The following is a 24,493-nucleotide window of genomic DNA, read 5'->3' as shown; positions in this document are numbered from 1 at the left end:
CATCTGGCTGTGGTGGGCCCTCGCCGTCTGGGCGGCTGCACTGATCGGCCTGAGCGCCGCGCGCCTTACGCAAGCGCGTCGGGGCCGCCCTCGAGCAGCTGCACAAACTGCGCCTCGGTGAGGATCGGCCGGCCCAGCTCCTCCGCCTTCGCGGCCTTCGATCCGGCGTTTTCGCCCACGACCACGTAGTCGGTCTTCTTCGACACCGAGCCGGCCGCCTTGCCGCCGCGCGACAAGATGGCTTCCTTGATTTCATCGCGGGTGAAGCCCTCCAGCGTGCCGGTGGCGACGATGGTCAGCCCCTCCAGGGTCTGCGGGGCGCGGTCCTCCTCGGCGGATTCCATAGTCACGCCGGCCGCGGCCCAGCTGTCCACGATGTTTTGGTGCCAGTCCACGGTGAACCACTCTTTGAAGCTCTCGGCGATCACGTCGCCCACACCGTCGGTTTCGGCGAGGTCGGCCACGGGGGCGTCGATAAGCGATTGCATCGAGTGGAAGCGCGACGCGAGCGCGCGGGCCGCGGTGGGGCCGACGTGGCGGATGGATAGCGCGACGATGACGCGCCAGAGGTCGGCGCCCTTGGCGGTCTCCAGATTGGCAAGCAGCTTTTTGCCCGACGCGTTGACCTCGCCGTCCTTGCGGGTGTACACGCTGGACTTTTTCAGGTCGTCCTCGGTGAGATCGAAGAGTTTCGCCTCGTCCTCGAGCACGCCGGAGGCGATGAGGTCGACCGCGCCCTTCTCCCCGAGGGCTTCGATGTCGAACGCGCCGCGCGAGGCGATGTACTCCAAGCGCGTGGCCAGCTGCGCCGGGCAGGAGCGGGTGTTCGGACAGCGCCAGTCCGCGTCGCCCTCCTTCGCGGGGGCGAGCTTCGTGCCGCAGGCGGGGCAGTTTTCGGGGTAGACGAATTCGCGCTCGGTGCCGTCGCGAAGATCCGCCACCGGACCGAGCACCTCCGGGATGATTTCGCCGGCCTTGCGCACCACCACCGTGTCGCCGATCATGACACCCTTGCGCTTGACCTCGTGCTGGTTGTGCAGCGTGGCCATGGACACTGTCGAGCCGGAGACGAACACCGGCTCCAACACCGCGAACGGGGTCGCACGTCCCGTGCGGCCGACGGAGACCTCGATGTCAAGCAGCTTCGTGGTCACCTCCTGCGGCGGGTACTTGTACGCGATCGCCCACCGCGGCGCGCGCGAGGTCGCTCCCAGGGCGCGCTGCTCGGCCACGGAATCCACCTTGACCACCAGGCCGTCCATCTCGTGGATGGCATCGTTGCGGTGCTCGCCCCAGTAGTTGACCGCCTCGATGACCTCATCGGCGGTCTCGGCCCGGCGCGTGTACTCGCTGACCGGCAGGCCCCACTCAGCGAGCTTCTCGTAGGCCTCGTGTTGGCTTTCCGGGGTGAAGCCCTCGCGCGCGCCGATTCCGTGGCAGATCATGCGGAGCTTTCGCTTCTTGACGTCCTCCGGGTTCTTCTGCCTCAAGCCACCAGCCGCGGTGTTGCGCGGGTTGGCAAACGGCTTGCCGCCCTCTTTCTGGCGCAGCTCGTTGAGCTCCGGGAAGTCCTCGGGGCGGATGAACACCTCGCCGCGGACCTCCAGGAACGCCGGGGCGTCGCCAGTGAGCTTCTGCGGGATGTCCTCGATCACCCGCGCGTTGGCGGTGATGTCCTCACCGGTGGTGCCGTCGCCGCGGGTTGCCGCACGCGTCAGCTCGCCGTTTTCGTAGACGAGGTCGATGGACAACCCGTCGATCTTCAGCTCCGTGAGGTACGGACCGGGTGCCTTGGAGAGCCACTCGCGCATCTCGTCTTCGTTGAAGACGTTGTCCAGGCTCATCATGCGTTCGGGGTGGGTGACGTCCGCGAACGCGGTGTCGGTGGCGGGTGCGCCGACCTCATTCGTGGGCGAGTCCGGCACGGCCAGCTCCGGGTGGTCCTCCTCCAGCTTCTGAAGGCGGCGGAACAGCTCGTCGAACTCGCCGTCGGTGATCACCGGCTGGCCGTTGTAGTACAAGTCCCGGTGCTTGCGGACCTCAGCGGCCAGCTCGTCCCATTCACGGTGCAGATCAGCGGAAATTTCACTCACGGCACCCGAGTCTAGCGTCCGCGCTGCCCGTGTCGGCGCGCTCATTACAATGTCGCTCATGGCCACTTTCGACGCCTCCCGCATGCTCTCCTTCGACCTGGAGACCACCTCCGCCAACCCGCGCGAGGCCCGTGTGGTCACCTCTGCGCTCGTGCGTATCGACGGCTCCGAGGTCGACGCCAACGAAACCCTCGCCGACCCCGGGGTGGAGATCCCGGAGGAGGCCGCGAAGGTGCACGGCATTACCACGGAGAAGGCCCGCGCGGAGGGACGCGACCACGACGAGGTGGTGCGCGAGACCGTCGAGGCGATCAAGAAGGGCTGGGAGGACGGCCTGACCCTAGTGGTGTTCAACGCCCCCTACGACCTGACGGTGCTGCGCCAGCTCACCGGCGACTTCACGGTCACCGGCCCGGTGTTCGACCCCCTGCTGATCGACCGCGCCAAGGACCGCTACCGCAAGGGCCCGCGCAACCTGACGTCGATGTGCGAGCACTACGGCGTGCGGTTGGACAACGCGCACGAGGCCACCGCCGACGCGTTCGCCGCCGCCCGTGTGGCGTGGATGCAGGTACGCAAGCTCTACCCCGAGCTCGCGCAGATGGATGCCGGCGAGCTCATGGAGTACCAGGCAGTGGAGTACTTCACGCTGCAGGAGGACCGGAAGCGCTACTTCGAGTCCCAGGGCCGGGACGCCTCGAGCGTCCTGCCCGGCTGGCCCATGCTGGGCTGATGCTGGGTTAGCTCAGCGCCAGCTCCGCGCGCAGCTTCTCCGCGAAGTCGTGCAGCCCCCGGTTGTCTCCCTCAGATTCGACCGAGTACGTCTCCCCCGATTTGGTCTTCACCACCATCGCGCCCGACTCGCTGATGATCACGTCGGCGATACTTGCGGCGTCGAGCTCTGTGGTCTCTTTCTTCTCCACCAGGCGCAGCGTCTGCCCGTCAAAATCGGCCTCGCGCTTGCCCGACAAAAGCCCAAACGCGGCGAAGAACGCGATGCCGATCCCGGTGCCTAACAACATGTCGTCCATCACGAGGCCGAAAACGACGAAGAACATCACGCCGAAGACGATTCCCATCGAGAAATCGGCTTTCTTCTTATCCCAATGCAGTGACGTACTCATACCTCCACTGTAAGTGCCTCGGCCATCTCCCGCGCCGCCCGGTAGTTCGCCGCGCTGTCCACCAGAGTCTGGGCAGACTCGGCGTAGACGTCTACGGTCGTGGTGGCCGGGTCGATCTGCAGCTCGTCGAAGAGGTTGTACAGCTCGCGCGGGGCCATCACCGGAATCGCGATACGGGTGCCACCGTCCAGCAGCCGGGCAAGCGCGTCTTTGTCGGCGCGGCGCGGGTCGCAGGTCAGCCACGGGACGTCGAGAAGCTTGGGCGTATGCAGCAGATGCTCGCCGAAGCGCGCGAGCGTCTCCTCCGGCTCGGAGATCGCGCGGATGGTCTCGAAGTCGGTCGCGCCTTGCAGCGTGCCGGCGACGACCTCGGGCAGGCGCGGCTCGTCCAGCTGCAAAACGCTTGCGCCAAATCGCCCCTCGACGTCCCTCCGGTGCCCCACGCACACCTCCAACAGCGCGTCCGTGAGGTCGCGAAGCGCGCCAGGGTCGGTGATCATGCGGTGGCCGTTGGCCATCTCGATCTCGGCGGCGAGCGTGAACGGGCCGGCCAACTGTACCTTCACGGTGTCCGCCTTGCCGTGCCAGAGCTCCTCGAGGTGGTCGAGGTCGCGCTCCATCCGGTCCGCATCCTTGCTTGCCCGGGCCGCCACGCGCCAACCTCTGGGCCCGCGCGCCACGGGGATCTCCAGCATCGCGGCAGTGCGGCCGATCAGATCCGAGCCGACGCCGCGGTCGGGTAGCTGCGGGACGTGCGGCAGCGGGGTCTCGGAGAGCACCACGTCCGCGGCTTGCGCGAGGTCGGTGCCGGGCAGAGGCCCGAGGCCGAACGCGGTGGGAGGAAGTGTTGTCACGGAGCCGATGTTACGCAGTGGCGCAGATGGTTCCGGAGCCGAGCACGATGTCCCCCAAACCGTCCGGGTCCGGCAGGTAGAGCACCGCCGCCTGGCCGCGCGCCACGCCTTCAAGCGGCTCGTGCAGCGTGAGCGTCATCGCATCGCCCTCAACGCGCGCGGTGCAGGGCACGACTCCGCCGTGGGCGCGGATCTGCACGTTGGCCTCGAACTCGCCCTCCATAGCTGGGTGCAGCACCTTCAGGCGGTCGGCGGTGATCTCGTTGACCTTCAGCGCCTCCCGCGGGCCGACGGTGACCGTGCCAGTGGAGGTGTCCACGTCGGTGACGTAGCGCGGCTTGCCGTCTTCGGCAGGCACGCGGATGTTCAGCCCCTTGCGCTGGCCGATCGTGTACTGGAACGCCCCGTCGTGTTCCTTCAGCTCGCGGCCCTCGGTGTCCTTGATCATGCCTGGGCGCATGCCGATGGATCGGCCCAGAAACGCCTGGGTGTTGCCGTCCGGGATGAAGCAGATGTCGTAGGAATCCGGCTTGGACGCGGTGGCGAACCCGTGGCGGGCCGCCTCCTCGCGGATCTGCGGCTTCTCGGTGTCGCCGACCGGGAAGATGCAGCGGTCCAGATCGTCGCGGGTGAGCACGCCGAGCACGTAGGACTGGTCTTTCTTCGGGTCGGTGGATCGGCGGAGGTTGCCCTGGTCGTCGATAATTGCGTAGTGCCCGGTGGCGATCGCGTCGAAGCCCAAGGTCACCGCGCGGTCCAACAGTGCCGCGAACTTGATCTTCTCGTTGCAGCGCAGGCACGGGTTGGGGGTCTCACCGTGCTCGTAGGACCACACGAAGTTGTCGATGACCTCTTCTTTGAAGCGGTCAGAGAAGTCCCACACGTAAAACGGGATGCCCAGGTGGTCGCACACGCGGCGCGCGTCGGCGGAGTCCTCCAGGGAACAGCAGCCGCGGGCGGACTCGCGGGTCTGTTGCGCGTCCTTGCTCAGCGCCAGGTGCACACCGACGACGTCGTGGCCCGCCTCCACAAGGCGCGCAGCAGCGACAGAGGAGTCGACTCCCCCGCTCATGGCCGCCAATACTCGCATGTCGGCGCAGTGTAGTCCCGTGAAGGCGAAAGGTGAAACGTCCGGCTGGTCACGTGGAAACACCCCCTCGACATATACCCCCCTGGGGTATTAAGGTGGAAGACGGCCGTCGTGCTAGGCCGCCCGGCACGGCCGAACCGACCACAACGATGAACTGCACCGAGAGGACCGAACCATGAACGACAGACACGCCCACTCCGGCACCGAACCCGGTGGGCACGCCAGCCATCACGAACACAGCAACCACGGAGGCCATGCCGGCCACAACCACACAGAGCACGCGGGCCACGGAGAACATGGAGGCCATGGCCACGCGGGCCACGCAGGCCACGGCGATCACGTAGCCCAGTTCCGCAGGCTCTTCTGGATCATGCTGGTTCTCGCGATCCCGGTCGTCGGATTTAACGAAACCTTCACCCACCTCATCGGCTACCAGCTGCCTGACGCGGAATGGACCCGCTGGATCTCGCCGCTCTTGGGCACGGTCATTTACTTCTGGGGAGGTCGCCCGTTCTTGACGGGTGCTGTCTCCGAGATCCGCTCACGAAAACCCGGCATGATGCTGCTGATCGCCCTGGCGATCACGGTCGCTTTCGTCTCCTCCTGGGGTGCGAGCCTGAACTTGCTGGACCGTGGGCTGAATTTCTGGTGGGAACTGGCGCTGCTGGTGGTCATCATGCTGCTGGGGCACTGGATCGAGATGCGCTCCCTCGCCCAGACCACCTCGGCCCTGGATTCGCTCGCCGCACTTCTGCCCGACGAGGCCGAGAAGATCGACGGCGACGAAGTAGTGAAGGTCACCCCGGCGGATCTTGAGGTCGGCGATGTCGTGATCGTGCGGCCCGGCGCGTCCGTGCCTGCCGACGGCATAATCGTCGACGGCAGCGCCAGCATGGACGAGTCGATGGTCACCGGTGAGTCGAAAACGGTGCGCCGCGGTGAAGGCGAGCACGTGGTCGCTGGCACCATCGCGACAGACTCGGGTCTGCGCATCGAGGTCACAGCCACGGGTGGCGACACCGCGTTGGCCGGCATTCAAAAGCTCGTCACCGATGCGCAAGAATCGTCATCGCGGGCGCAGCGCCTCGCAGACAAGGCCGCCGCGTGGTTGTTCTGGTTCACCCTCGGCGCCGCCATTCTGACCGCCGTGGTCTGGACCGTCGTCGGCATGCCAAACGACGCCGTAGTGCGCACCATTACGGTGCTCGTCATCGCCTGCCCTCACGCCCTAGGTCTTGCAATCCCGCTGGTCGTCTCGATTGCGACTGAGCGCGCCGCCCGCGGTGGGGTACTGATCAAGGATCGGCTCGCTCTCGAATCCATGCGCACCGTCGACGCCGTGTTGTTCGACAAGACCGGCACCCTCACCAAAGGCGAACCCACCGTCACCGCGATCGACACCATCAGCGGATATGAGGAAGCAGACGTGCTCGCGCTGGCAGCGGCCGCCGAGGCGGACAGTGAGCACCCACTCGCTCGCGCCATCACCGGTGCGGCGGAGACCCGTGACGTGGCTGTGCCGAGTGCCAGCGACTTCTCCTCGTCGCCAGCCGTGGGCGTGAAGGCAACTGTTGACGGTGAGGTAATCGAGGTCGGCGGCCCCTACCTGCTTGAGAAGCATTCCGCCGAAGAGCTCCCCATCGCAGACGAGTGGCGAAAGGAGGGCGCGATCATTCTCCACGTCCTCGCCGACGGCGAAGTGATCGGAGCACTCCGGCTTGCCGACGAGATCCGCCCCGAGTCCCGCGACGCCGTCGACGCATTGCACTCTGTGGGTGCTCAAGTCGTGATGATCACCGGCGACGCGCAGGCCGTCGCGGACACCGTAGCCAAGGATCTGGGCATTGACCGGGTCTTCGCGGGTGTGCGTCCCGAGCACAAGGCCGCGAAAGTCAAGGAACTGCAAGGCGAGGGCCACAAGGTCGCCATGGTCGGCGACGGCGTCAACGACGCCCCCGCGCTGGCCCAGGCCGATGTCGGCATCGCGATCGGTGCCGGCACAGACGTGGCCATCGGCTCGGCGGGCGTCGTCCTGGCAAGCTCCGACCCGCGATCGGTGCTTTCGGTCATCGAGCTCTCCCGTGCGACCTACCGGAAGATGAAGCAGAACCTGTGGTGGGCGGCCGGCTACAACCTGCTGTCCGTTCCGCTGGCTGCCGGTATCCTCGCCCCAATCGGGTTCGTGATGCCGATGAGCGTCGGCGCAATTCTGATGTCGGCCTCGACCGTCGTCGTCGCCCTCAATGCGCAGCTGCTCCGCCGCCTCGACCTCACCCCGCAGAGCAGCACCGACCGGATGCTTAACCGGTCCAAGTGACCCGGCACCGTCCACACCACTCAGGAGGCCCATGATGAACGACCACGGCTACATCAGCGATAAAGACCGCTACCTCGCCCGGCTCAAACGAATCGAGGGGCAAACCCGCGGTATCCACCGCATGATCGACGAAAACGCCTACTGCATTGACATCCTCACCCAGATCAGTGCGGTCAACGCGGCGCTGAAGGGCGTAGCACTGGGTTTGCTGGACGACCACTTGAAGCACTGTGTTGCCAATGCGATCAGCGACGGGCAGGAAGCCGACGCCAAGATCGAAGAGGCGTCCGCCGCAATCGCGCGAATGGTGAAGTCCTAAACGTCATACCGCGGTACGACGCGACTGCTCGCGGCGGCAAGTAGCGTGGACGGCCATGAACTTTTCCACCACCCGCGCAGTGCGCATCCGCAATGCGAGCATGGCAGCGTTCATGCTGGTCCCCTGCCTAGTTGGGCTGCTGCCGGATTCGCGGCAGTTGGTCGTCGGGCTCGCACTGCTGGCCTGCGCCGTTGTGGCCCCGTTTACCCGCTGGCGCTGGCCCCTGGAAACGTTCGCTGCGATTGTCGCGGTGCTCATTCCCACGGCGTTTTGCGACACACTCCCGGTCGGCACGATCGCCGTGGCGCCTTTCGCCGCCTACATCGCCAGGCGCCACCTGCCTGCCCCGCACCGCGACATCGCCACGGCTGCACTTTTGCTTGGCGACGCCGCAGCCACCGCGTTCGTCGTCCCCGCGCTCACCGCACTCGAGCCGGTTGAGCGGCTCCCCTACGTCTTCTGGAGCATCATTCTGCTGACCGTGGCGCTGCTGTTCGGAGAGCTACGCCGCCGGGCCGAGGAGACCGCGGAGAAGGATCTGGCCCGACAGCGCGAGCAGTTCGAGCGCGAGGCCCAGGAGCAGCGCGCCCACCTCGCGCGCGAGATCCACGACATTGTCACCCACTCGCTGACCGTCATTGTCGCGCAGGCCGACGGCGCGCGCTTCGCCGCCACCCCGGAGGCGAAGGACGAGACGCTGCACACCATCGGCGGCGTCGGCCGCGACTCGCTGCGCCAGATGCGCGGCGTGGTGGAGCTGTTGCGAAGCGCCGAGCAGCGCCCCCTGGAACCAGCGACGGAATTGGACATCGACGGCCTGGTCGCCACCAGCCGCGCAGGCGGTCTCGACGTTGATTACACCGCCCAGGGCGCCCCTCCCGAGGACCTGGCCCCGGCAACCGCGTTGACCGTGCAGCGCATCATGCAAGAATCCCTGACCAACGCCATGAAGCACGGCACCGGCCGCGCCGAGCTCGCGGTGCGCTGGGGCGCAGATAACGTCGTGGTAGAAACGACGAACCCGGTCGCTCCCGGCGCGGCCACGCGTCCGGGCCACGGCGTGGAGGGGATGCGGCAACGCGCAGCGCTTTCCGGCGGCACGGTGTCCGCATCGGCCAACCCCACCGGCACCTGGACCACAACGGCAAGGATCCCGCTGAACTCATGATCACTCTCGGACTCGCAGACGACCAAGCGCTGTTTCTCCACGGCATCCGCAACGTGCTGGACTCCCAGCCGGACATGGAGGTCCGCTGGCTCGCCGCTAACGGCGAGGAGGCAGTGCAGGTATGCGCCAGCGATCCGGTGGGCATAGTGCTTATGGACGTGCAGATGCCCGTCCTCGACGGCATCGCCGCCACCCGGCGCATCACCCAACACCACCCGGACACGAAGGTGATCGTGCTGACCACGTTCGACGACGAGGACTACGTGCTCGGCGGGATCAGCGCGGGCGCGAGCGGGTTCTTGCTCAAAGACGCTGAACCGGAGGCGCTGCTGGACGCGATCCGCACGGTTGCAGGCGGTGACGCGGTGATTTCGCCGAGGGCGACGAACCGGATCGTCGCAAAGCTTGCTGCCCCGACTGAAGATGCGGTGGCCTTGTCCCCCACCGACCGCCTCGCGCTGGGCGAGCTCACCGAGCGCGAGCGCGAGGTGCTCGTCGCGATTGCCCGGGGCTGGAGCAACTGCGAGATCGCGGAGCGGATGTTCATTTCCATGCCCACGGTGAAGACGCACGTGGGCCGGGTGCTGGCGAAGACGCAGTCGCGCGACCGGGTGCACGCGGCCCTTTTCGCGTACCGCACCGGGTTGGTCTCGCGGGCGGACCTGCTGGATTCCTAAGCCGCGTCATACCTGGGTATCACGCCCAAAATCGTGCCCTGCGCCGACGCGTTTACCCCCTGCCATGCGCGAACCTTGAACGCATGGCAACACCGATCATTCACACCCGGGGTCTGACCAAGACCTACGGAAGCACAGACGTTGTCCACGACCTCGACCTCGAAGTCCAGCCGGGCGTGGTGCACGGGCTGCTAGGGCCGAACGGCTCCGGCAAGTCCACCACCATGAAGATGCTCCTCGGGCTGATCGCGCCGACTGGCGGCGAGATCACGATGCTGGGCCAGCCGATCACCCGCGCCAACCGGGCGGAGGTGCTCTCGGGCGTCGGTTCGCTCATTGAGGCGCCGGCCGCCTACCCGCACTTAACCGGCGGGGAGAATATGCGCATTGTCACCCGCCTGCTCGGCACCGACAAGGAGCAGGCGCGCCACGCGGTGAAGCTGGTGCGCCTGGACAACCACATGGACAAGCTGGTGAAGAACTACTCGCTGGGCATGAAGCAGCGCCTCGGCATCGCGATGGCGCTGGTGCGCGACCCGCAGCTTCTGATCCTGGACGAGCCGACCAACGGCCTCGACCCCGCCGGCATCGAGGAGATCCGCGAGCTGATCATCAGCCTCGCCCGCGACCACGGCCGCACCGTGCTGGTGTCTAGCCACCTGTTGTCCGAGATTGAGAAGATGGCCTCAGATCTGACCATCATCAACCACGGCAAGCTGGTGTTTCAGGGCTCGCAGGACGAGCTCTACAGCGCGCAACTGCCGGACGTGTTCATCCAAACCCCTCACCCCGATGCCGCCGCCGAGGTGCTGCGGGCACTTCATCCCACCTTCGTCGAGGGTGGCCTGGAGCTTTCCGGGCTTAGCGACGCCCAGGTCGCCGAGACCTGCGCCCACCTCGTCTCCCACGGCGTGGCGCTGCACCAGGTGGTGCGCAAGCGCCGCAGCCTGGAAGACGTCTTCATCGGCCTGACGGGCAAGGAGGTGATGGGTGCATGATGGTCGAATTTGCCAAGCTCAAGCGCACCAAGATTGTGTGGCTGTGCCTGCTCATGTGCGCCGGCATCGTGCTGTTTACCAGCATGAACCTGTTCGCGGGCGATCTCATTGCCGATTTCCAGGCCGACCCGCACACCCAGTGGGCGAGCCACCTCGTCGGGCTGGACATGGCCCTGGCGTTTCTCACTCCCCTGCAGCTGGCACTGGTGGCCAGCCGCATCGTCGACACGGAGCACGCGAGCGGCGGGTGGCGGCTCAACGCGATTGCCGGTACGAGGCCGGGAACGTTGCTCACCCGCAAGTTCGGCGTTGCCAGCCTGATCGTGGTCGTGTTCATCGCACTCGAATTCGCCGCGACCCTCGCACTGCCCGTCGCGATGGGCGCACCCGCACCTGACGCGGCGATGTGTTCCACGTGGCTGCGCTTCGGTCTCGGCGCCGTGGGTACCAGCATTGCGCTGCTGGCCGTGATGCTGCTGCTCGCGGCGGTGGTCGATTCCCAGATCGTCGTGCTCGGCGTCGGCATCGTCGGGGGGTTCCTGGGCATCGCTGCACTGCTCTCCCCGTCTTGGCTCGCAGCGATCAACCCCTTCGGCTACTACGCCGTGCTGCTGCCGTTCGGCTTCACTGAGTCGGGCGTCACTCCAACCCAGCCCGGCTGGTTGCTGTGGGCCGCATACCTTGTCCTCGCCGCCGCAGTGTTCACCGCAGGTTCGAAGGCCCTGGACCGGAAGGAAATCTAAACCATGCATCTGATCACAAACGACCTGCTGAAGTTCAAGCGCTCCCACATGTGGGCGGTGGTGGTGCTCGTGCCGCTCATCGCTGTCGGCATCGGCGCCAGCAACTACTCCGCCAATTCCGAGACACTGTCTACGGGCTGGGACAGCTACTTCTCCCAGATCATGCTCTTCTACGGCTTGCTGTTTTGCACCGCCGGAATCGCCGTGCTGGCCGCCTACGCCTGGCGCGTGGAGCACCGGGGACACAACTGGCTGACCATGCTCACCTCCACTCGCGGCACCAGCAGCCTGGTTGCCTCCAAGATTGCGGCGATCAGCATCGCGGCCGCAACCATGCACGCGGTGCTGGTGATCCTCGCGCTCGCAGTCGGACTGGTGCTCGGCGTGCCGGGCGAGATCCCCGTCCACCTCCTCGCCGCCGCGTTCCTGTCGCTGGCGCCGATAGTGGCGGTGGCGGCCTGGCAGTCGCTGCTGTCCATGGTCATCCGCAGCTTCGCGGCCCCCATCGGCATCGCCGTGGTGGCCAGCCTCATCTCCTTCGGCGCGCTCGCCTCCGGCATGCCCGGCGTGCGGTTCGTCTCGGCGCCGGCGCTGCTGTCGGAAACGCTGTGGCTGGGCAGCACTGCCGTCGCCGACGCCGGCGCTATCGACGCCGGGACCGTTCTGACGGTGGTGCTCGCCTCGGCCGCACTCGCCGCAGCCGGCTGGGCCGCCTCGGTGGCCTACCTGCGCGGGACCGACGCGCGCCTCTAGTAACCTCACCAGCCATGGCTGCCAAAAGTGAGTTTCACGAGATCGACACCGGCGTCGCCGAAGTTCTGCACGAACCCGACGGCTCCATGGTGCTGCTGGTCAACGGCGTGCCCAGCTCCCACGTCGTCCCCGGCGAGCCGACCCGGCTGGATTTCGAGTACATGCGCTGGATGGCCGATTTCCTCAACGACGCCTACCCGGAGACAAAGAGGGCCAAGTCGCGCCTGACGCACCTCGGCGGCGGCGCGTGCACCCTCGCCCGCTACTTCGCCGCCGCGTGGCCCGGCTCGCGCAGCACGGTCGTCGAGATCGATTCGGAGCTCACCGTCCTTGCGCGCGAGCTTTTCGACGTCCCCCGGTCCCCCACCGTGAAAATCCGCGTCGGCGACGCCCGCGAGGTCACCGACGCGTTCAAGCCAGCGACCCGCGACGTGATCATCCGCGACGTGTTTACCTCCGCCACCACCCCGCGCAACCTGACGACGGTGGAGTTTTACGCTGCGGCGTGGACGTCGTTAAGCGAAGGCGGCTTCTACGTGGCCAACTGCGGCTCGCACTCGGACCTCAAGGAGGCCAAAGAGGAGCTGGCGGGGATGTTGGAGGTGTTCCCGCACGTCGCGGCCATCGCGGACCCACCGATGCTGAAAGGCCGCCGCTACGGCAACATCGTGCTCATCGGCGCGAACTCACCGCTCCAGGCGAGCGACGCGCTCACCCGCAACCTGCTCAAGGGCGGGGTGCCGGCGCAGTTCAAAGACGAGGCCTGGTGCCGCCGCTTAGCGACGCAACCTCGCCACGACTAGCCCCGGTTCGCTTCCTTCGCGGCGTTGTCCAGCAGGATGAGCAGGTCGCCGATCTGGTAGTCGCCGACCATCATCTTCTGCAGGTCCTCGATCGGCAGCTCGCCCTGGCCCGCCAGCGCGCGGACGAGGTTTGCGATGTTGTCCGCGTCGGTCGGGTCGAAGCCGGCGAGGCGGGCGGCGTCGATAAGCTGCTGCGTACCCAGACCGCCCGCGGCGAGCGCGAGGATGGCCACAACGAGCTTGGTGCTGTCCTGCTCGAGCACCTTCAGCTCGCCGGAGTCCTGCACCTGGAACTGCTCGAGCACGCCGCCGCCGGCGCGCAGGTCACCGGCCGCGAACTGGCCCAGCTGCGCGGCGTTGCCGTTGAAGATGTTCATGTCCACCGGCGTGTTGATGCCCACCACTCGGCCGGAATCGCTGCGCTGCCAGAAGGAAAGCTTGTCCCAGCCGCCGACCGGGGCCGGCGGGCGGTTCTGGTAAGCCGCCAGCCACAGCGGGTACGAGGTGAAGGCGCGGGTATCGTTCATGCGCTCGTACCAGAAGTAGCGGTAGGTGTAGATCATCGGGCGCTTGCCTGTGCGCGCCTCCAGCTCGGAGAGGAACGCCTGCGTCCAACCCGCCAGCTGCACCGGGCCCAGGCCTTCGTCGACCTCGAGGTCCAGCACCGGCGGCAGCTGGGTCGCCGGGCCGTCGTTGACCACCGAGGCAAAGTAGCGCGCCTGCGCCACCGGGTCCTCCGCCGGGCGCGCGTAATGGTAGGCGCCCACCTTCAGCCCGGCGTCAGCTGCGGCCTTCGCGTCCTCGTCGTAGAAATCGTTCTTCCAGCCGTCGCCCTCGGAGGCCTTCACGTAGGCGAAGTCCTGGCCGCCGACGGTGCTCACAGAGCGCCAGTCGATGGCGGCGCCGCCCGGTCGCTGGTGGCCCGCCACGTCCACGCCGGAGACCACGCCCGGGATGGACTGGGCGTCTGCGGGCCCGGTCACCGGGTTGATCACGCTCAGGCCCAAGGCGAGCGCGGTCACGGCGGCGGCTGCGGTACGGATGCGGCGAGAAATCTGCATGACCGACACACTAAACCACTCGAGTCACATGCACCACACGCGACACGCAAGTTACAGGGCGCCGGCGGCCCGCGCCCGTTCCACCACCTCCGGAATCGCGGCGACAAACTCGTCGACGTCCTCGCGCGTGTTCGTCCGCCCCACCGTCACGCGCAGCGCGCCCATCGCCTCGCGCTCAGAAAAGCCCATTGCCTCCAGCACATGGCTCATGCGCAGCACACCGCTGGCGCACGCCGACCCGGCCGAAACCTGGATGCCTTGCGCGTCCAGCAGCATGATCAGCGCGTCCGCGTTCGCGCCCGGGAACATGAAGTGCGCGTGCCCCGGAAGACAGGGCTCATGCTTTGCGACGATCACCTCCGGCACCGCCTCTTTCACCCCCGCAATCACCGCATCGCGCAAGTCCGCGATCCGCTGTTGCTCCCGCCCCATTTCGGCGACAGCCTCCTCCAGCGCCGCCGCCGTGGCCGCGGCCGAAGCCACGTCCACCGTGCCGGAGCGGATGTCGCGCTCCTGCCCGCCGCCCAGGATCACCGGCTTGGGCGCCGGCGAACGACGCGCTAGAAGCAGGCCCATCCCGCGCGGGCCGCCGAACTTGTGGGTGCTGGCCGCAAGTGTGGCTGCGCCGAGCTCGTGAAAGTCCACCGGAATGTGTCCGACCGCCTGCACCGCGTCCACGTGCACCGGAGTACCGGCGGCCGCCGCCCGCGCGACCACCTCGCGTACCGGCTGGATCGCGCCGGTCTCGTTGTTCGCCCACATCACCGCCGCCACCGCGGCCGGGGTATCCAACGCCGACAGGTCCGAAACCACGCCGTCTCGCCCCACCGGCAGCCATTCGGTCTGGCCTAGAGACTTGACGACTTCGAGCACTGCAGGGTGCTCGATCGGGGTGGACACCACGCGGCCGCCGCCGGAGGCGCCGTGAAGCCCGCGCACCCCGATGTTGTTCGCCTCGGTGCCGGACCCGGTGAACACCACCTCCACCGGGTCCGCGCCAAGTGCCGTGGCGATGCGCTCGCGGGCGCCGGCAAGCACCGCGTTCGCCTTGCGCCCGGCGGCGTGCTGGCTGCCAGCGTTCAAGGCGCCCGCGTGCTCCACCCACGCGTCGATGGCGCTTTGGCGCATGGGAGTAGTGGCTGCGTGATCGAGGTAGACCATGCCCCACAGGTTAGGCGTGCACGCGAGCGCCGCACACATGCGCCACCGCGTCGTTGCCCACGCGCGCGATCACCACACCCATCTGCCTGTCCCCGCGCAGCTTCAGCTTCTTACGCAGCTGGTCCGGGTCCACGTCCACCCCGCGCACGAGGATCTCCGCGCTGCCCGCGCCGTGGCCGGCGAGCGTCTTCTTCAGCGCGCGCAGTGGCACCGCTTCGATGAACTCGAAGCCACTGTAGCCGGCCGGGATTGCGTCGCCTGTGGTGTAGGCGATGTGCTCGTCCAGCATGCTCAGCCCGTGGCGCGCCGCCCACTGCCGCACCAGCCCGGCGCGCACCACCGCCCCGTCCGGCTCGATGATCCACCTGCGCGGCTCGGTGATCTCCACCTCGTCCGGCTCGGCGTCGGTGACGCGCTCCTCGAAGTCCCGGAGCACTACTGCTTCTCTGCGTGCTCCGCCCGCCAACCCCGGCGTGTACAGGCACGCCTCTTTGACTCCCCCGTCCACGGAGACCACGCTGACCAGGCCGTCCCAGCCGGAGTAGTCGATGCCCGGCGCGCACTTGACCGCCATCTCACGGCCCGCGTGCGCGGCCAGCAGGTCCGGCAGCGGCGGCAGGAGCTTCGCCGGGTCGGTGATCCGTTTGCCGCCCGCCCGGCGCGCCGGGTCGGCCACCACTGCCCCGCCCGTGCTCACCGGCGCGAGCGCGTCGGCGCGGGCCAGCCAAGCGTCCGGCCCAAGGTTGTGGCGGGCCATGACCAGGCGAGCGGCGTCCAGGTCGGAGCCGAGCCACGTTACGCCAGCATCACAAAAGGCCGGCGCCTCCGAGCCCACCGAGCAGGTCACGTCGTGGACAAACTCCACCCCTGCCGCCGCGATCCGCTGCGACCGCACGCGCGCCACGCGCGCCGGGGTGGCCTGCTGCACAGCGTCGGCATCGGTGAGCCAATCCTCCGGGAACTTCCCCGCTGCGGCGCGCTGGGAGGAGATGAGCACGCTGACAGCGCGGGCGTACTCGCCGAAGCGGGCATCGAGTACCGCACGGTCCGCGAACACCGACTGCTTAGTCAGCGCCACCTCCGGCGCAACGTCCGCGATCTCCCCAGCGTGCGCCGCCAGAAAGCGGGCTTCTGCAACGCTAAATCCCACCGCGGCGTCCAATCCTGTCTATGGGCGTGAACGAGAAGAAGTCGTGGTAGCGCAGGTCGTCCACCGGGTCGCCCACCACCGGCGACAAGTCCGCGCGCCACGCGGCGGCCAGCGCTTCCTCCGCGTCGTTGAACCGCGCCACTTCGGTCAGCTGCGCCCACGTCGACGGGGCCAGCCGCACCAGCCCGTGGCGCCACCCCTCCAAGATCAGTTGCGGCGGAAACCAGTTGGCGTCGTCCGCCTCGTCAGTGTTTGCGTCCGGCTCCTGGCCCTCCGGGTTGGCGGCGACGAAGGTGAAGGTGTCGAACCAGTTGCCGCTTTCAGACTTCCCCACCCAGCGTGCGAGCGGTTTCAGCAGGTCGGCGCAGACGTTGAGGTTGGACTCGCGGAGCACGTCGGTAAGCGAAAGCTCATGTGATTCCAACTTCAGGCGTTGCTCGTGGAAGGGGCGTGCGTCGCCCAGCAGCACGCCGTCGTCGTCCACCGCGAGCAGCGTGCCGGTCTCTTCAAACAGCTCGCGCACCGCCGCGAACAGCAGCGCGTGCGCCTTGTACTTGGTCACGCCCAGCTGGCGGGCCAAGGAAATGGCGGAGCGGCCGAGCCACAGCTCGCCGTCGTCCCACGCGCGCGGCGGGAAATCGCGCGAATCCACCCCGCCGCCGGGAAAGACGGTGATGCCGGGGTAATTCGGCATGGATAACACGCGCTCCTGCATCCACACTTCGAGCCCGTCCGCACCGTCGCGAAGCAGCATCACCGTCGCGGACAGGCGGGCACCTTGAAACCCGCTGCGCTCGTGGACGTCGATGGTGTCGCCGACGTCGTGCGTCAGCACGCCCTGGGTGCGATTCCTTTGCGTGGGCATGGCCGAAACCCCCCAGGCTTACGCCCGGTGCGCACCCCCGCGCTTGGCGCGAGCCCGGCGCGCGGTGAAGCGGCCCTCGTCCACCGTGACCTCGATGGGCTGGTGGTAGGCGCGAGAGACGTTCTCGGAGGTCAGCACGTCGTCGATGAGCCCCTGGGCGACCACCTCTCCCTCGTCCAACAGCATGGCGTGGGTGAAGCCAGCCGGAATCTCCTCCAGGTGGTGGGTGATCATGACAATCGCCGGGGCGTCCGGGTCCATGGCCAGATCGCCCAGGTAGGCCAGCAAGTCCTCGCGCCCGCCCAGGTCCATGCCTGCGGCCGGCTCGTCCAGGATCAGAAGCTCCGGGTTGGTCATCACCGCCCGCGCGACCAGCACACGCTTCTTCTCGCCGTCGGACAGGGTGCCCCAGGTGCGGTCGATCAGGTGGATCGCGCCGACCTGCTCGAGCACCTCGAGGGCTTGCTCGTAGTCCATCTCGTCGTAGTCCTCGCGCCAACGGCCCAAAATGGCGTAGCCCGCGGAGACCACCAGGTCGCCCACCTTTTCGTTGTCCGGCACGCGCTGGGCTACCGCAGAGGACGTCAAACCGATCGCCGCGCGCAGGTCGCGCATGTCGGTGGCCCCGACGCGCTCGCCGATGATGAACACGGTGCCCTTGGACGGGAACTCCTGGGCCGAGGCCATGCGGATCAGGGTGGTCTTGCCGGCGCCGTTGGGGCCGATGACCACCCACCGTTCGTCCAGCTCCACCTGCCATGTCACGGGCCCTACAAGGGTGTTGCCGCCGCGGATGAACTCCACGTCGCGCATGTCCACCAGCAGGTCCGGGTCTGTCACCAATTCCTCACTCGCATTCACGCATCCATCTTTACCTATTTCGGCCCGCGTGTGTGGGAGGCCCGCGCTACCCTGGCTGATGGAATGCAGGCAGGTTGAGAGGGTCTGAAAAATGGTTGCTCGCTTTGGCATCGACGATATGCGCCCCCAGGTTTCCGGTCGCACGTTGCCCGCGAAGGCGGTGGTCGGCGAGGTGGTGCCTGTTTCGGCGCTGGTGTGGCGCGAGGGCCACGACGCCATCGCGGCGACGCTGGTGCTGGTGTCGCCTTCCGGCGAGCAGTTCTCGGTGCCGATGCACCAGGAGGTCTACCGCCCGGATTACGTCCACGGCATCTTCATCCCCCGCGAAAAGGGGCTGTGGCGCTACCGGGTGGACGCGTGGAGCGACGTGATGGCCACGTGGCGCAACGCGGTGGAGAAGAAGCTCGCCGCGGGACAGACGGAGAGGGAACTAGCCAACGACATCGCCCATGGCGCGGACCTGTTCGCTGCGGCCATCGCCCAGACCCCCTCGCCACAGGTGTTGGAAAACGCTCGCACATTGCTTCTCGACGACACGCTGCCGCTCGCCGACCGCATCGCCCCCTGCGTCTCAAGTGAGGTGCGCGACGTGCTGGCCGAGTACCCGCTGCGCGAGCTGGTCACCCGCGGTCCCGTGGCCGACATCCTGGTGGAGCGCCGCGAGGCGCTGGTGAACTCCTGGTACGAGCTGTTCCCCCGCTCCACCGGCGGCGTGGACGCGATGGGCAACCCCGTCCACGGCACCTGGGCCACCACCGCGGACCAGCTGCAGCGCGTGGCCGACATGGGCTTCGACACCGTGTACTTCCCGCCGATCCACCCCATCGGCGAGGTCAACCGCAAGGGCCGCAACAACACGCTGACCCCGGAGGACGGCGACGTGGGCTCGCCGTGGGCGATCGGCTCCAAGCACGGCGGCCACGACGCCTTCGACCCGAACTTAGGCGGCGAGGACGAGTTCCTGGACATGATGGACCACGCCAACGAGCTGGGCCTGGAAATCGCCCTCGACTTCGCCCTGCAGGCCGCCCCCGACCACCCGTGGGCGACAGAGTACCCGGAGTTCTTCACCGTGCTCGCCGACGGCACCATTGCTTATGCCGAGAACCCGCCCAAGAAGTACCAGGACATCTACCCGCTGAACTTCGACAACGCCCCGGAGAAGCTCTACGCCGAGATCTACCGGGTGCTCATGTACTGGGTGGATCTGGGCGTGACCACCTTCCGTGTGGACAACCCCCACACCAAGCCGGTGGATTTCTGGCACTGGCTGATTTCGAAGGTGCACGAGACGGACCCGGACGTGATCTTCCTGGCGGAGGCGTTCACCCGCCCGCCGCGCATGTACGGGCTGTCCAAGGCCGGGTTCTCGCAGTCCTACACCCACTTCACCTGGAAGACCACGAAGGCGGAGCTGACCGATTTCGCCCAGCTGCTCGTGGACGTCGCCGACGTCTCCCGCCCCAACCTCTTCGTCAACACCCCCGACATCCTGCACGCCTCGCTGCAGCAGGGCGGCCCGGCGGCGTTTGCGCTGCGCGCCACCCTGGCCGCAACCATGAGCCCGCTGTGGGGCGTCTACTCCGGCTACGAGCTCTACGAAGACCGCCCCGTCGCCGCAGGCAGCGAGGAGTACCACGACAGCGAGAAGTACCAGCTGCGCCACCGCGACTTCGCCGCCGCGCTGGAACAGGGTAAATCGCTCGAGCCGTACCTGACGCTGCTCAACACCATCCGCCGCGACAACCCGGCGCTGCAGCAGCTGCGCCAGATCCGCTTCCACGACATCGCCAACGACAACATCATCGCCTACTCCAAGGTCGATGCGGAGACCGGCAACGCGGTGCTTGTGGTGGTCAACCTGGATCCTTCGTCCACCCAGGAGGGCATGCTGCGTGTCGACGCCTCCGCGGTCGGCCTCAACGACGGCGAAACCTTCGAAGTCCACGACCAGATCACCGGCGAACGCTACACCTGGACCACCGCCGAGACCGGCAACTTCATCCGCCTCGCCCCCGAGAAGAATGTCGCGCATATTTTCCGGTTGCCGGAGGTGCCTTCGGTTCGTCGAGAAGCACTTGCGTACCGTCAGATCTCAGACCACGACTACCGTCCCTAAGGAAGCTCATGAACACCGACCTGCTCATCCCCGAAGGCGACCGCCAGCGCCTCATCGAGTGCAAGCACCACGCGCCCCACGATTTCTACGGCTGGCACCGCGTGGGCGCAGGATCCGTCGTGCGCACCCGCTTCCTCGGCGCCGAGCGCGTGGAGCTGCTCATCCACAACGGCGCCCGCGCCATGGAGCTCATCGGCGACGACATCTGGGCAATCTCGCTTGACGACGAGCACGCGCCCGACTACCGCTTCCGCGTCACCTACCCGGGTGCCGAACCGCGCATTGTGGCGGACGCGTACCACTTCCTGCCCACCCTGGGCTCGCTGGACCTGCACTTGATCAACGAGGGCCGCCACGAGCGCCTCTGGGAGGTCCTCGGCGCGAACGTGCGCTCCTACGAGACCTCGCTCGGCGAGGTCCGCGGCACCTCGTTTGCCGTGTGGGCGCCGAACGCCCAGGGCGTGGCCGTCATCGGCGACTTCTGCGAGTGGAACCCGAACCAGTACCCCATGCGTTCCCTCGGCTCCTCCGGTGTGTGGGAGGTTTTCATCCCCGGCATCGGCGACGGCGCGACCTACAAATACGCCATCCAGACCGCCGACGGCACCCGCGTGGACAAGGCCGACCCCCTGGCCAAACGCACGCTCACCCCGCCGGAGACCGTCTCCGTGGTGGCCGCGCCGAGCGAGTTCGAGTGGACCGACGAAGAGTGGATGACCGCGCGCGCCGGCATCGACGCCACCAACTCCGCTATGAGCGTCTACGAGTGCCACATCGGGTCCTGGAAGCAGGGCTCCAACTACGCCCAGCTGACCGAGGAGCTCGTGCCCTACCTGGTGGAAAACGGCTTCACCCACGTGGAGTTTCTGCCCGTGGCGGAGCACCCCTTCGGCGGCTCCTGGGGCTACCAAGTCACCGGCTACTACGCCCCGACCGCGCGCTGGGGCAGCCCGGACGAGTTCCGCAAACTCGTGGACACCCTGCACGCCAACGGCATCGGCGTGCTGGTGGACTGGGTGCCCGCCCACTTCCCCAAAGACGACTTCGCGCTCGCGCGTTTCGACGGCTCCGCGCTCTACGAGCACCCCGACTGGCGCCGCGGCGAGCAGAAGGACTGGGGCACCTACGTCTTCGACTTCGGCCGCCGCGAGGTGCGCAACTTCCTGGTGGCCAACGCCCTGTACTGGTGCGAGGAGTTCCACTTGGACGGCCTGCGCGTGGACGCCGTGGCCTCCATGCTCTACCTGGACTACTCCCGCGAACCCGGCGAGTGGCTGCCCAACCAGTACGGCGGCCGCGAGCACTGGGAGGCGGTGCAGTTCCTCCAGGAAATGAACGCCACCGTGCAGCGCGAGCACCCCGGCGTACTCACCATCGCCGAGGAATCCACCGCCTGGCCGGGCGTGACCGCGCAGACCGACGCCGACGGACTCGGCTTTTCGCTGAAGTGGAACATGGGCTGGATGAACGACACCTTGGAGTACTTCTCCCTGGATCCCATCCACCGCTCCTACCACCACAACGAGATCACGTTCTCGCTGGTCTACGCGTTCTCCGAGCGCTACGTGCTGCCCTTTAGCCACGACGAAGTGGTCCACGGGAAGGGCTCGCTGTGGACTCGCATGCCCGGCGACGACTGGAACAAGGCCGCCGGCCTTCGCGCCCTCTACGGCTACATGTTCTCGCACCCCGGCAAGCAGCTGTTGTTCATGGGCTGCGAGTGGGGCCAGACCACCGAGTGGGACGAGGCGCACTCCGTGAACTGGGACAACATTGCCGACGATTGGGGCCACGGCTATCACCGCGGCATTCAGCGCCTCGTGCGCGATTTAAACCGCGTCTACCGCGACACCCCCTCGCTGTACTCGCAGGACAACACTCCGATGGGCTTCCAGTGGGTCAAGGGCGACGACGCCTCGAACAACATCCTCGCCTACATCCGCTGGGGCGTGGACGCCACCCCGGTCCTCGCCGTGGTGAACCTCTCCGGCGCCTCCCAGCCCAACTACCGCCTGGGACTTCCCGAGGCCGGCGAGTGGGAGCTTTTGGTCAACACCGACGACGCTGTCTACGGCGGCGCCGGCAACGACCTGCCGCAGGTGCTTTCCACCGAGCCGACCGAGTGGGACCGCTTCGAGCAGTCCGCCGAACTGCACGTGCCAGCGATGAGCGCGCAGTACTACATCCTGCGCCGCTAGAACAGCGCGCTGGCAAGCCGGGTGCGCGCCGCGATCACGCGCTCATCACCCGGCTCCAAAAGCGTCAGCAGCTCCAGCAGCCGCTCCTTCGCGCGCGGCTCGGCCTTGACGTGCTCCAACAGACGGTCGAAGGCCGCCTCCGGGTCGCCCGCCACAAACTCCTTGTCCGCGAGCCACAGCAGCTTCTCGACGTCACCCTCCGGTTCGCCCTGTCCCTGCACCCTCTTGAGCACAGCCACGGTCGCCTTCGCCTGTGTGATGTCGGCGTTGTTCGGATCGTCCGCGAGGATCTCGTCGTAGACCGCCGTGGCGGCGTCGAAGTCGCCCGCGTTGAGCGCCTCCGTCGCGCGGTCCAGGCGGGGGTCCTCGGCCTCCTCGGCCGGCGTGGTGTCGTCGGCAAGCCCCTGCAGCTGCGGGCCCACCTGGCTCACCAGGGCACCCACCCATTGCTTGAGCTCGTCAGCCGGTTGGTTGCCCTCGAAGTTGGCCACCGGACGCCCGCCCGCGAGCGCGACCACCGTGGGCAGCACACGCACGCCCATCGCCTGGGCGACCTGCGGGGTGGAATCCGCGTCGACGTAGCCGACCATGAAGGCCCGCTGGCCCGCCGAAAGCTTTGCAAACTGCGCCTTCAGGCTCTCCGAATCCGGGCTGCGCGGCGTGCCGATGAGCACCACCACGGGGATCTGCATGGAGCGCTCGAAGATGTCCTTTTCAACGTTGGCCTCGGTGACCGTGATGAACGGCTCGAAGCCGGACTGCGCCGCTTCCTTGCGGTCCGCGAGCGCGCCCAGATCGATCGCGCCGCCGGTGAACTGCGGGTTGGTCATGTTACGCCTCCAAGTGCTTGTTCAGGGATTCGACTTTCTGCTGCAGCATGTTCTCGTAGCCGGGGCGGATATCCGCCTTGACCACCAGCGACACACGCGGGGAGACCTCCTCCACGGCCTGCGTCGCCCGCTTGATCACGTCCATGACCTCGTCCCACTCCCCCTCGACGGTGGTGAACATCGCCGTGGTCTCGTGCGGCAGGCCCGACTCGCGGACCACCTTCACCGCCTTGGCGACAATGTCGGACATCTCCGCGTTGGAGTTTTCGGTCATGGTCGGTGCCACAGAAAACGCTGCAATCATGCGGCCAATACTAGCGCCGCTGCCAGCAGTGCTTGTGCCAGTGCCGCCTGTCGTCCGCGCGGCGGCCGGTGTCGCGCGGCCACGCCACCACATGTGCCACCCCGGGCGGGATGTTCTGGTTGCAGCCCGGGCAGATGTAGTACTTCGTCGCGGCCGCCGACCCGATCTGGCGGACCTTGAAGATCTCCCCGTTAGTCCAGCTCGGCCCCTCCATCTCTTGGGTGCCGATGAACGTGGAGCCGTCTTTGGGCAGCACGTACCGGGGAGCCTGGTGCTGCCGGCGGTTCCTGCGCGGCATTAGAACAGTCGCAGCTCCGCGGACTCGATGCCGCGCAGCTCGTCGTAATCCAGGGTCACGCACTCGAAGCCGCGGTCGCCCGCCAGCGTGCGTGCCTGCGGTTTGATTTCCTGCGCCGCAAACACGCCCCGCACTGGGCGCAGCAACTCGTCGCGGTTGAGCAGCTCCACGTAGCGGCTGAGCTGCTCCACACCGTCGATGCCGCCACGTCGCTTCACCTCCACCGCCAACGTGCCTCCTCGCGGGTCGCGCGCCAGAATGTCCACCGGCCCGATCGCAGTCGGGTACTCGCGGCGCACCAAGGTCACGCCGTCGCCGAGCGTGGTGATGTGCTCCGCCAAAAGTTCCTGCAGGTGCGACTCCACCCCGTCCTTGACTAGGCCGGGGTCCTCGCCGAGCACCTTCGTCTCGTCCAGCAGCACCTCAGAAATGGTGATGCGCAGCTGTTCGCCCTTTGGGTTCTCCACGATCCACAGCTCTTCGCCGGTGTCCTCGCCGTCCACGTCCACCACCTGCTCCACGCGGGTGGTGCACGGCGGCGTCATCCAATTCAGGGGCTTGTAGGCGCGGGCGTCCGCATGGATGGAGACAGAACCGTCCGCCTTGACCAAGATCAGACGCATTGCCTCAGGCAGGTGCGCATCCAGGCGGCCGACGTAATCCACAGAGCAACGGGCTATGACTAGACGCATGCCTGTCAGGGTACA

General features: G+C 67.3%; 24 protein-coding genes. 11 read left to right on the top strand and 13 right to left on the bottom strand.

The window, feature by feature from the left end; genetic code table 11:
- Window positions 1–65: 65 nt before the first annotated feature.
- Complete coding sequence (gene ligA / locus HMPREF2791_RS02175; protein ID WP_371335884.1) at window positions 66–2,138, bottom strand: NAD-dependent DNA ligase LigA; 2,073 nt, start codon at window positions 2,136–2,138, stop codon at window positions 66–68.
- Between the two features lie 13 nt (window positions 2,139–2,151).
- Here ligA and HMPREF2791_RS02170 point away from each other — a divergent pair, with 13 nt between their 5' ends.
- Window positions 2,152–2,826, top strand: coding sequence for a 3'-5' exonuclease (locus tag HMPREF2791_RS02170; protein ID WP_070844182.1), 675 nt, complete (start codon window positions 2,152–2,154; stop codon window positions 2,824–2,826).
- Window positions 2,827–2,833: 7 nt separating this feature from the next.
- Here the strand turns inward: HMPREF2791_RS02170 and HMPREF2791_RS02165 are convergent, their stop codons facing one another.
- Genes HMPREF2791_RS02165 through mnmA form a run of 3 tightly spaced genes read right to left on the bottom strand, consistent with a single transcriptional unit; the run spans window position 2,834 to window position 5,161 of the window.
- Window positions 2,834–3,217, bottom strand: coding sequence for a hypothetical protein (locus HMPREF2791_RS02165; RefSeq protein WP_141764884.1), 384 nt, complete (start codon window positions 3,215–3,217; stop codon window positions 2,834–2,836).
- Window positions 3,214–4,071 carry a uroporphyrinogen decarboxylase/cobalamine-independent methonine synthase family protein gene (locus HMPREF2791_RS02160; RefSeq protein WP_070844122.1) on the bottom strand — a complete coding sequence of 286 codons (858 nt, stop codon included), beginning with the start codon at window positions 4,069–4,071 and terminating at the stop codon, window positions 3,214–3,216. The genes HMPREF2791_RS02165 and HMPREF2791_RS02160 overlap by 4 nt, the downstream gene beginning before the upstream one ends.
- Window positions 4,072–4,081: 10 nt before the next feature.
- Window positions 4,082–5,161, bottom strand: coding sequence for a tRNA 2-thiouridine(34) synthase MnmA (gene mnmA / locus HMPREF2791_RS02155; RefSeq protein WP_070474865.1), 1,080 nt, complete (start codon window positions 5,159–5,161; stop codon window positions 4,082–4,084).
- 175 nt (window positions 5,162–5,336) lie between these two features.
- On the opposite strand from mnmA, the gene HMPREF2791_RS02150 reads away from it, so the two are divergent.
- From HMPREF2791_RS02150 to HMPREF2791_RS02115, 8 genes are all read left to right on the top strand, one after another.
- A complete protein-coding gene (locus tag HMPREF2791_RS02150) occupies window positions 5,337–7,478 on the top strand; it encodes a heavy metal translocating P-type ATPase (RefSeq protein WP_083327855.1) in 2,142 nt (713 codons plus the stop codon).
- A gap of 31 nt (window positions 7,479–7,509) precedes the next feature.
- The gene (locus HMPREF2791_RS02145; RefSeq protein ID WP_070844118.1) at window positions 7,510–7,797 is read left to right on the top strand and encodes a metal-sensitive transcriptional regulator; all 288 of its coding nucleotides are present in this window, start codon (window positions 7,510–7,512) and stop codon (window positions 7,795–7,797) included.
- A 55-nt stretch (window positions 7,798–7,852) separates the two neighbouring features.
- On the top strand, window positions 7,853–8,965 hold the full coding sequence (locus HMPREF2791_RS02140; RefSeq protein WP_070844116.1) for a sensor histidine kinase: 1,113 nt from the start codon (window positions 7,853–7,855) through the stop codon (window positions 8,963–8,965).
- Window positions 8,962–9,642, top strand: a complete 681-nt coding sequence (locus tag HMPREF2791_RS02135) for a response regulator (RefSeq protein WP_070844114.1) — start codon at window positions 8,962–8,964, stop codon at window positions 9,640–9,642. The genes HMPREF2791_RS02140 and HMPREF2791_RS02135 overlap by 4 nt, the downstream gene beginning before the upstream one ends.
- Window positions 9,643–9,725: 83 nt before the next feature.
- On the top strand, window positions 9,726–10,640 hold the full coding sequence (locus HMPREF2791_RS02130; RefSeq protein WP_070844112.1) for an ABC transporter ATP-binding protein: 915 nt from the start codon (window positions 9,726–9,728) through the stop codon (window positions 10,638–10,640).
- Window positions 10,637–11,383, top strand: a complete 747-nt coding sequence (locus HMPREF2791_RS02125; RefSeq protein WP_070844110.1) for an ABC transporter permease — start codon at window positions 10,637–10,639, stop codon at window positions 11,381–11,383. The genes HMPREF2791_RS02130 and HMPREF2791_RS02125 overlap by 4 nt, the downstream gene beginning before the upstream one ends.
- Window positions 11,384–11,386: 3 nt before the next feature.
- Window positions 11,387–12,136 (top strand): ABC transporter permease, encoded by a 750-nt coding sequence (locus HMPREF2791_RS02120; RefSeq protein ID WP_070844108.1) that lies wholly within the window; start codon window positions 11,387–11,389, stop codon window positions 12,134–12,136.
- Window positions 12,137–12,150: 14 nt separating this feature from the next.
- On the top strand, window positions 12,151–12,939 hold the full coding sequence (locus HMPREF2791_RS02115; protein WP_070844106.1) for a spermidine synthase: 789 nt from the start codon (window positions 12,151–12,153) through the stop codon (window positions 12,937–12,939).
- Here HMPREF2791_RS02115 and HMPREF2791_RS02110 read toward each other — a convergent pair.
- From HMPREF2791_RS02110 to HMPREF2791_RS02090, 5 genes are read right to left on the bottom strand one after another with little or no spacing between them, the layout of a single operon-like run.
- Window positions 12,936–14,000 carry a glycoside hydrolase family 25 protein gene (locus HMPREF2791_RS02110; RefSeq protein ID WP_070844104.1) on the bottom strand — a complete coding sequence of 355 codons (1,065 nt, stop codon included), beginning with the start codon at window positions 13,998–14,000 and terminating at the stop codon, window positions 12,936–12,938. The genes HMPREF2791_RS02115 and HMPREF2791_RS02110 overlap by 4 nt on opposite strands.
- Before the next feature lie 51 nt (window positions 14,001–14,051).
- Complete coding sequence (locus HMPREF2791_RS02105; protein ID WP_070844102.1) at window positions 14,052–15,161, bottom strand: cysteine desulfurase family protein; 1,110 nt, start codon at window positions 15,159–15,161, stop codon at window positions 14,052–14,054.
- A gap of 10 nt (window positions 15,162–15,171) precedes the next feature.
- Complete coding sequence (locus tag HMPREF2791_RS02100) at window positions 15,172–16,311, bottom strand: THUMP-like domain-containing protein (protein WP_070844180.1); 1,140 nt, start codon at window positions 16,309–16,311, stop codon at window positions 15,172–15,174.
- Window positions 16,301–17,176: an NUDIX hydrolase gene (locus HMPREF2791_RS02095; RefSeq protein WP_141741360.1), complete on the bottom strand. Its 876-nt coding sequence runs from the start codon at window positions 17,174–17,176 to the stop codon at window positions 16,301–16,303. Before HMPREF2791_RS02095 ends, HMPREF2791_RS02100 begins: the two co-directional genes overlap by 11 nt.
- An 18-nt stretch (window positions 17,177–17,194) precedes the next feature.
- On the bottom strand, window positions 17,195–17,989 hold the full coding sequence (locus HMPREF2791_RS02090) for an ABC transporter ATP-binding protein (RefSeq protein WP_070844178.1): 795 nt from the start codon (window positions 17,987–17,989) through the stop codon (window positions 17,195–17,197).
- A gap of 139 nt (window positions 17,990–18,128) precedes the next feature.
- Here HMPREF2791_RS02090 and HMPREF2791_RS02085 point away from each other — a divergent pair, with 139 nt between their 5' ends.
- Window positions 18,129–20,156, top strand: a complete 2,028-nt coding sequence (locus tag HMPREF2791_RS02085; RefSeq protein ID WP_070844100.1) for a maltotransferase domain-containing protein — start codon at window positions 18,129–18,131, stop codon at window positions 20,154–20,156.
- 8 nt (window positions 20,157–20,164) lie between these two features.
- Complete coding sequence (gene glgB / locus HMPREF2791_RS02080) at window positions 20,165–22,354, top strand: 1,4-alpha-glucan branching protein GlgB (protein WP_210400146.1); 2,190 nt, start codon at window positions 20,165–20,167, stop codon at window positions 22,352–22,354.
- Here the strand turns inward: glgB and HMPREF2791_RS02075 are convergent.
- Genes HMPREF2791_RS02075 through nucS form a run of 4 tightly spaced genes read right to left on the bottom strand, consistent with a single transcriptional unit; the run spans window position 22,351 to window position 24,478 of the window.
- Window positions 22,351–23,184: a tetratricopeptide repeat protein gene (locus HMPREF2791_RS02075; protein ID WP_070844098.1), complete on the bottom strand. Its 834-nt coding sequence runs from the start codon at window positions 23,182–23,184 to the stop codon at window positions 22,351–22,353. The two genes, glgB and HMPREF2791_RS02075, sit on opposite strands and share 4 nt — an antisense overlap.
- A 1-nt stretch (window position 23,185) precedes the next feature.
- A complete protein-coding gene (locus HMPREF2791_RS02070) occupies window positions 23,186–23,488 on the bottom strand; it encodes an MTH1187 family thiamine-binding protein (RefSeq protein ID WP_070474853.1) in 303 nt (100 codons plus the stop codon).
- A 10-nt stretch (window positions 23,489–23,498) separates the two neighbouring features.
- Window positions 23,499–23,786 (bottom strand): hypothetical protein, encoded by a 288-nt coding sequence (locus tag HMPREF2791_RS02065; RefSeq protein ID WP_070474852.1) that lies wholly within the window; start codon window positions 23,784–23,786, stop codon window positions 23,499–23,501.
- The gene (nucS, locus tag HMPREF2791_RS02060; RefSeq protein WP_070844096.1) at window positions 23,786–24,478 is read right to left on the bottom strand and encodes an endonuclease NucS; all 693 of its coding nucleotides are present in this window, start codon (window positions 24,476–24,478) and stop codon (window positions 23,786–23,788) included. Before nucS ends, HMPREF2791_RS02065 begins: the two co-directional genes overlap by 1 nt.
- Window positions 24,479–24,493 lie beyond the last annotated feature (15 nt).

The sequence above is a fragment of the Corynebacterium sp. HMSC034A01 genome, from assembly GCF_001838175.1.
Lineage (GTDB): Bacteria > Actinomycetota > Actinomycetes > Mycobacteriales > Mycobacteriaceae > Corynebacterium.
Note: the sequence above shows the minus strand (reverse complement) of the source record. Positions and strands in the feature narration are given on the sequence as shown.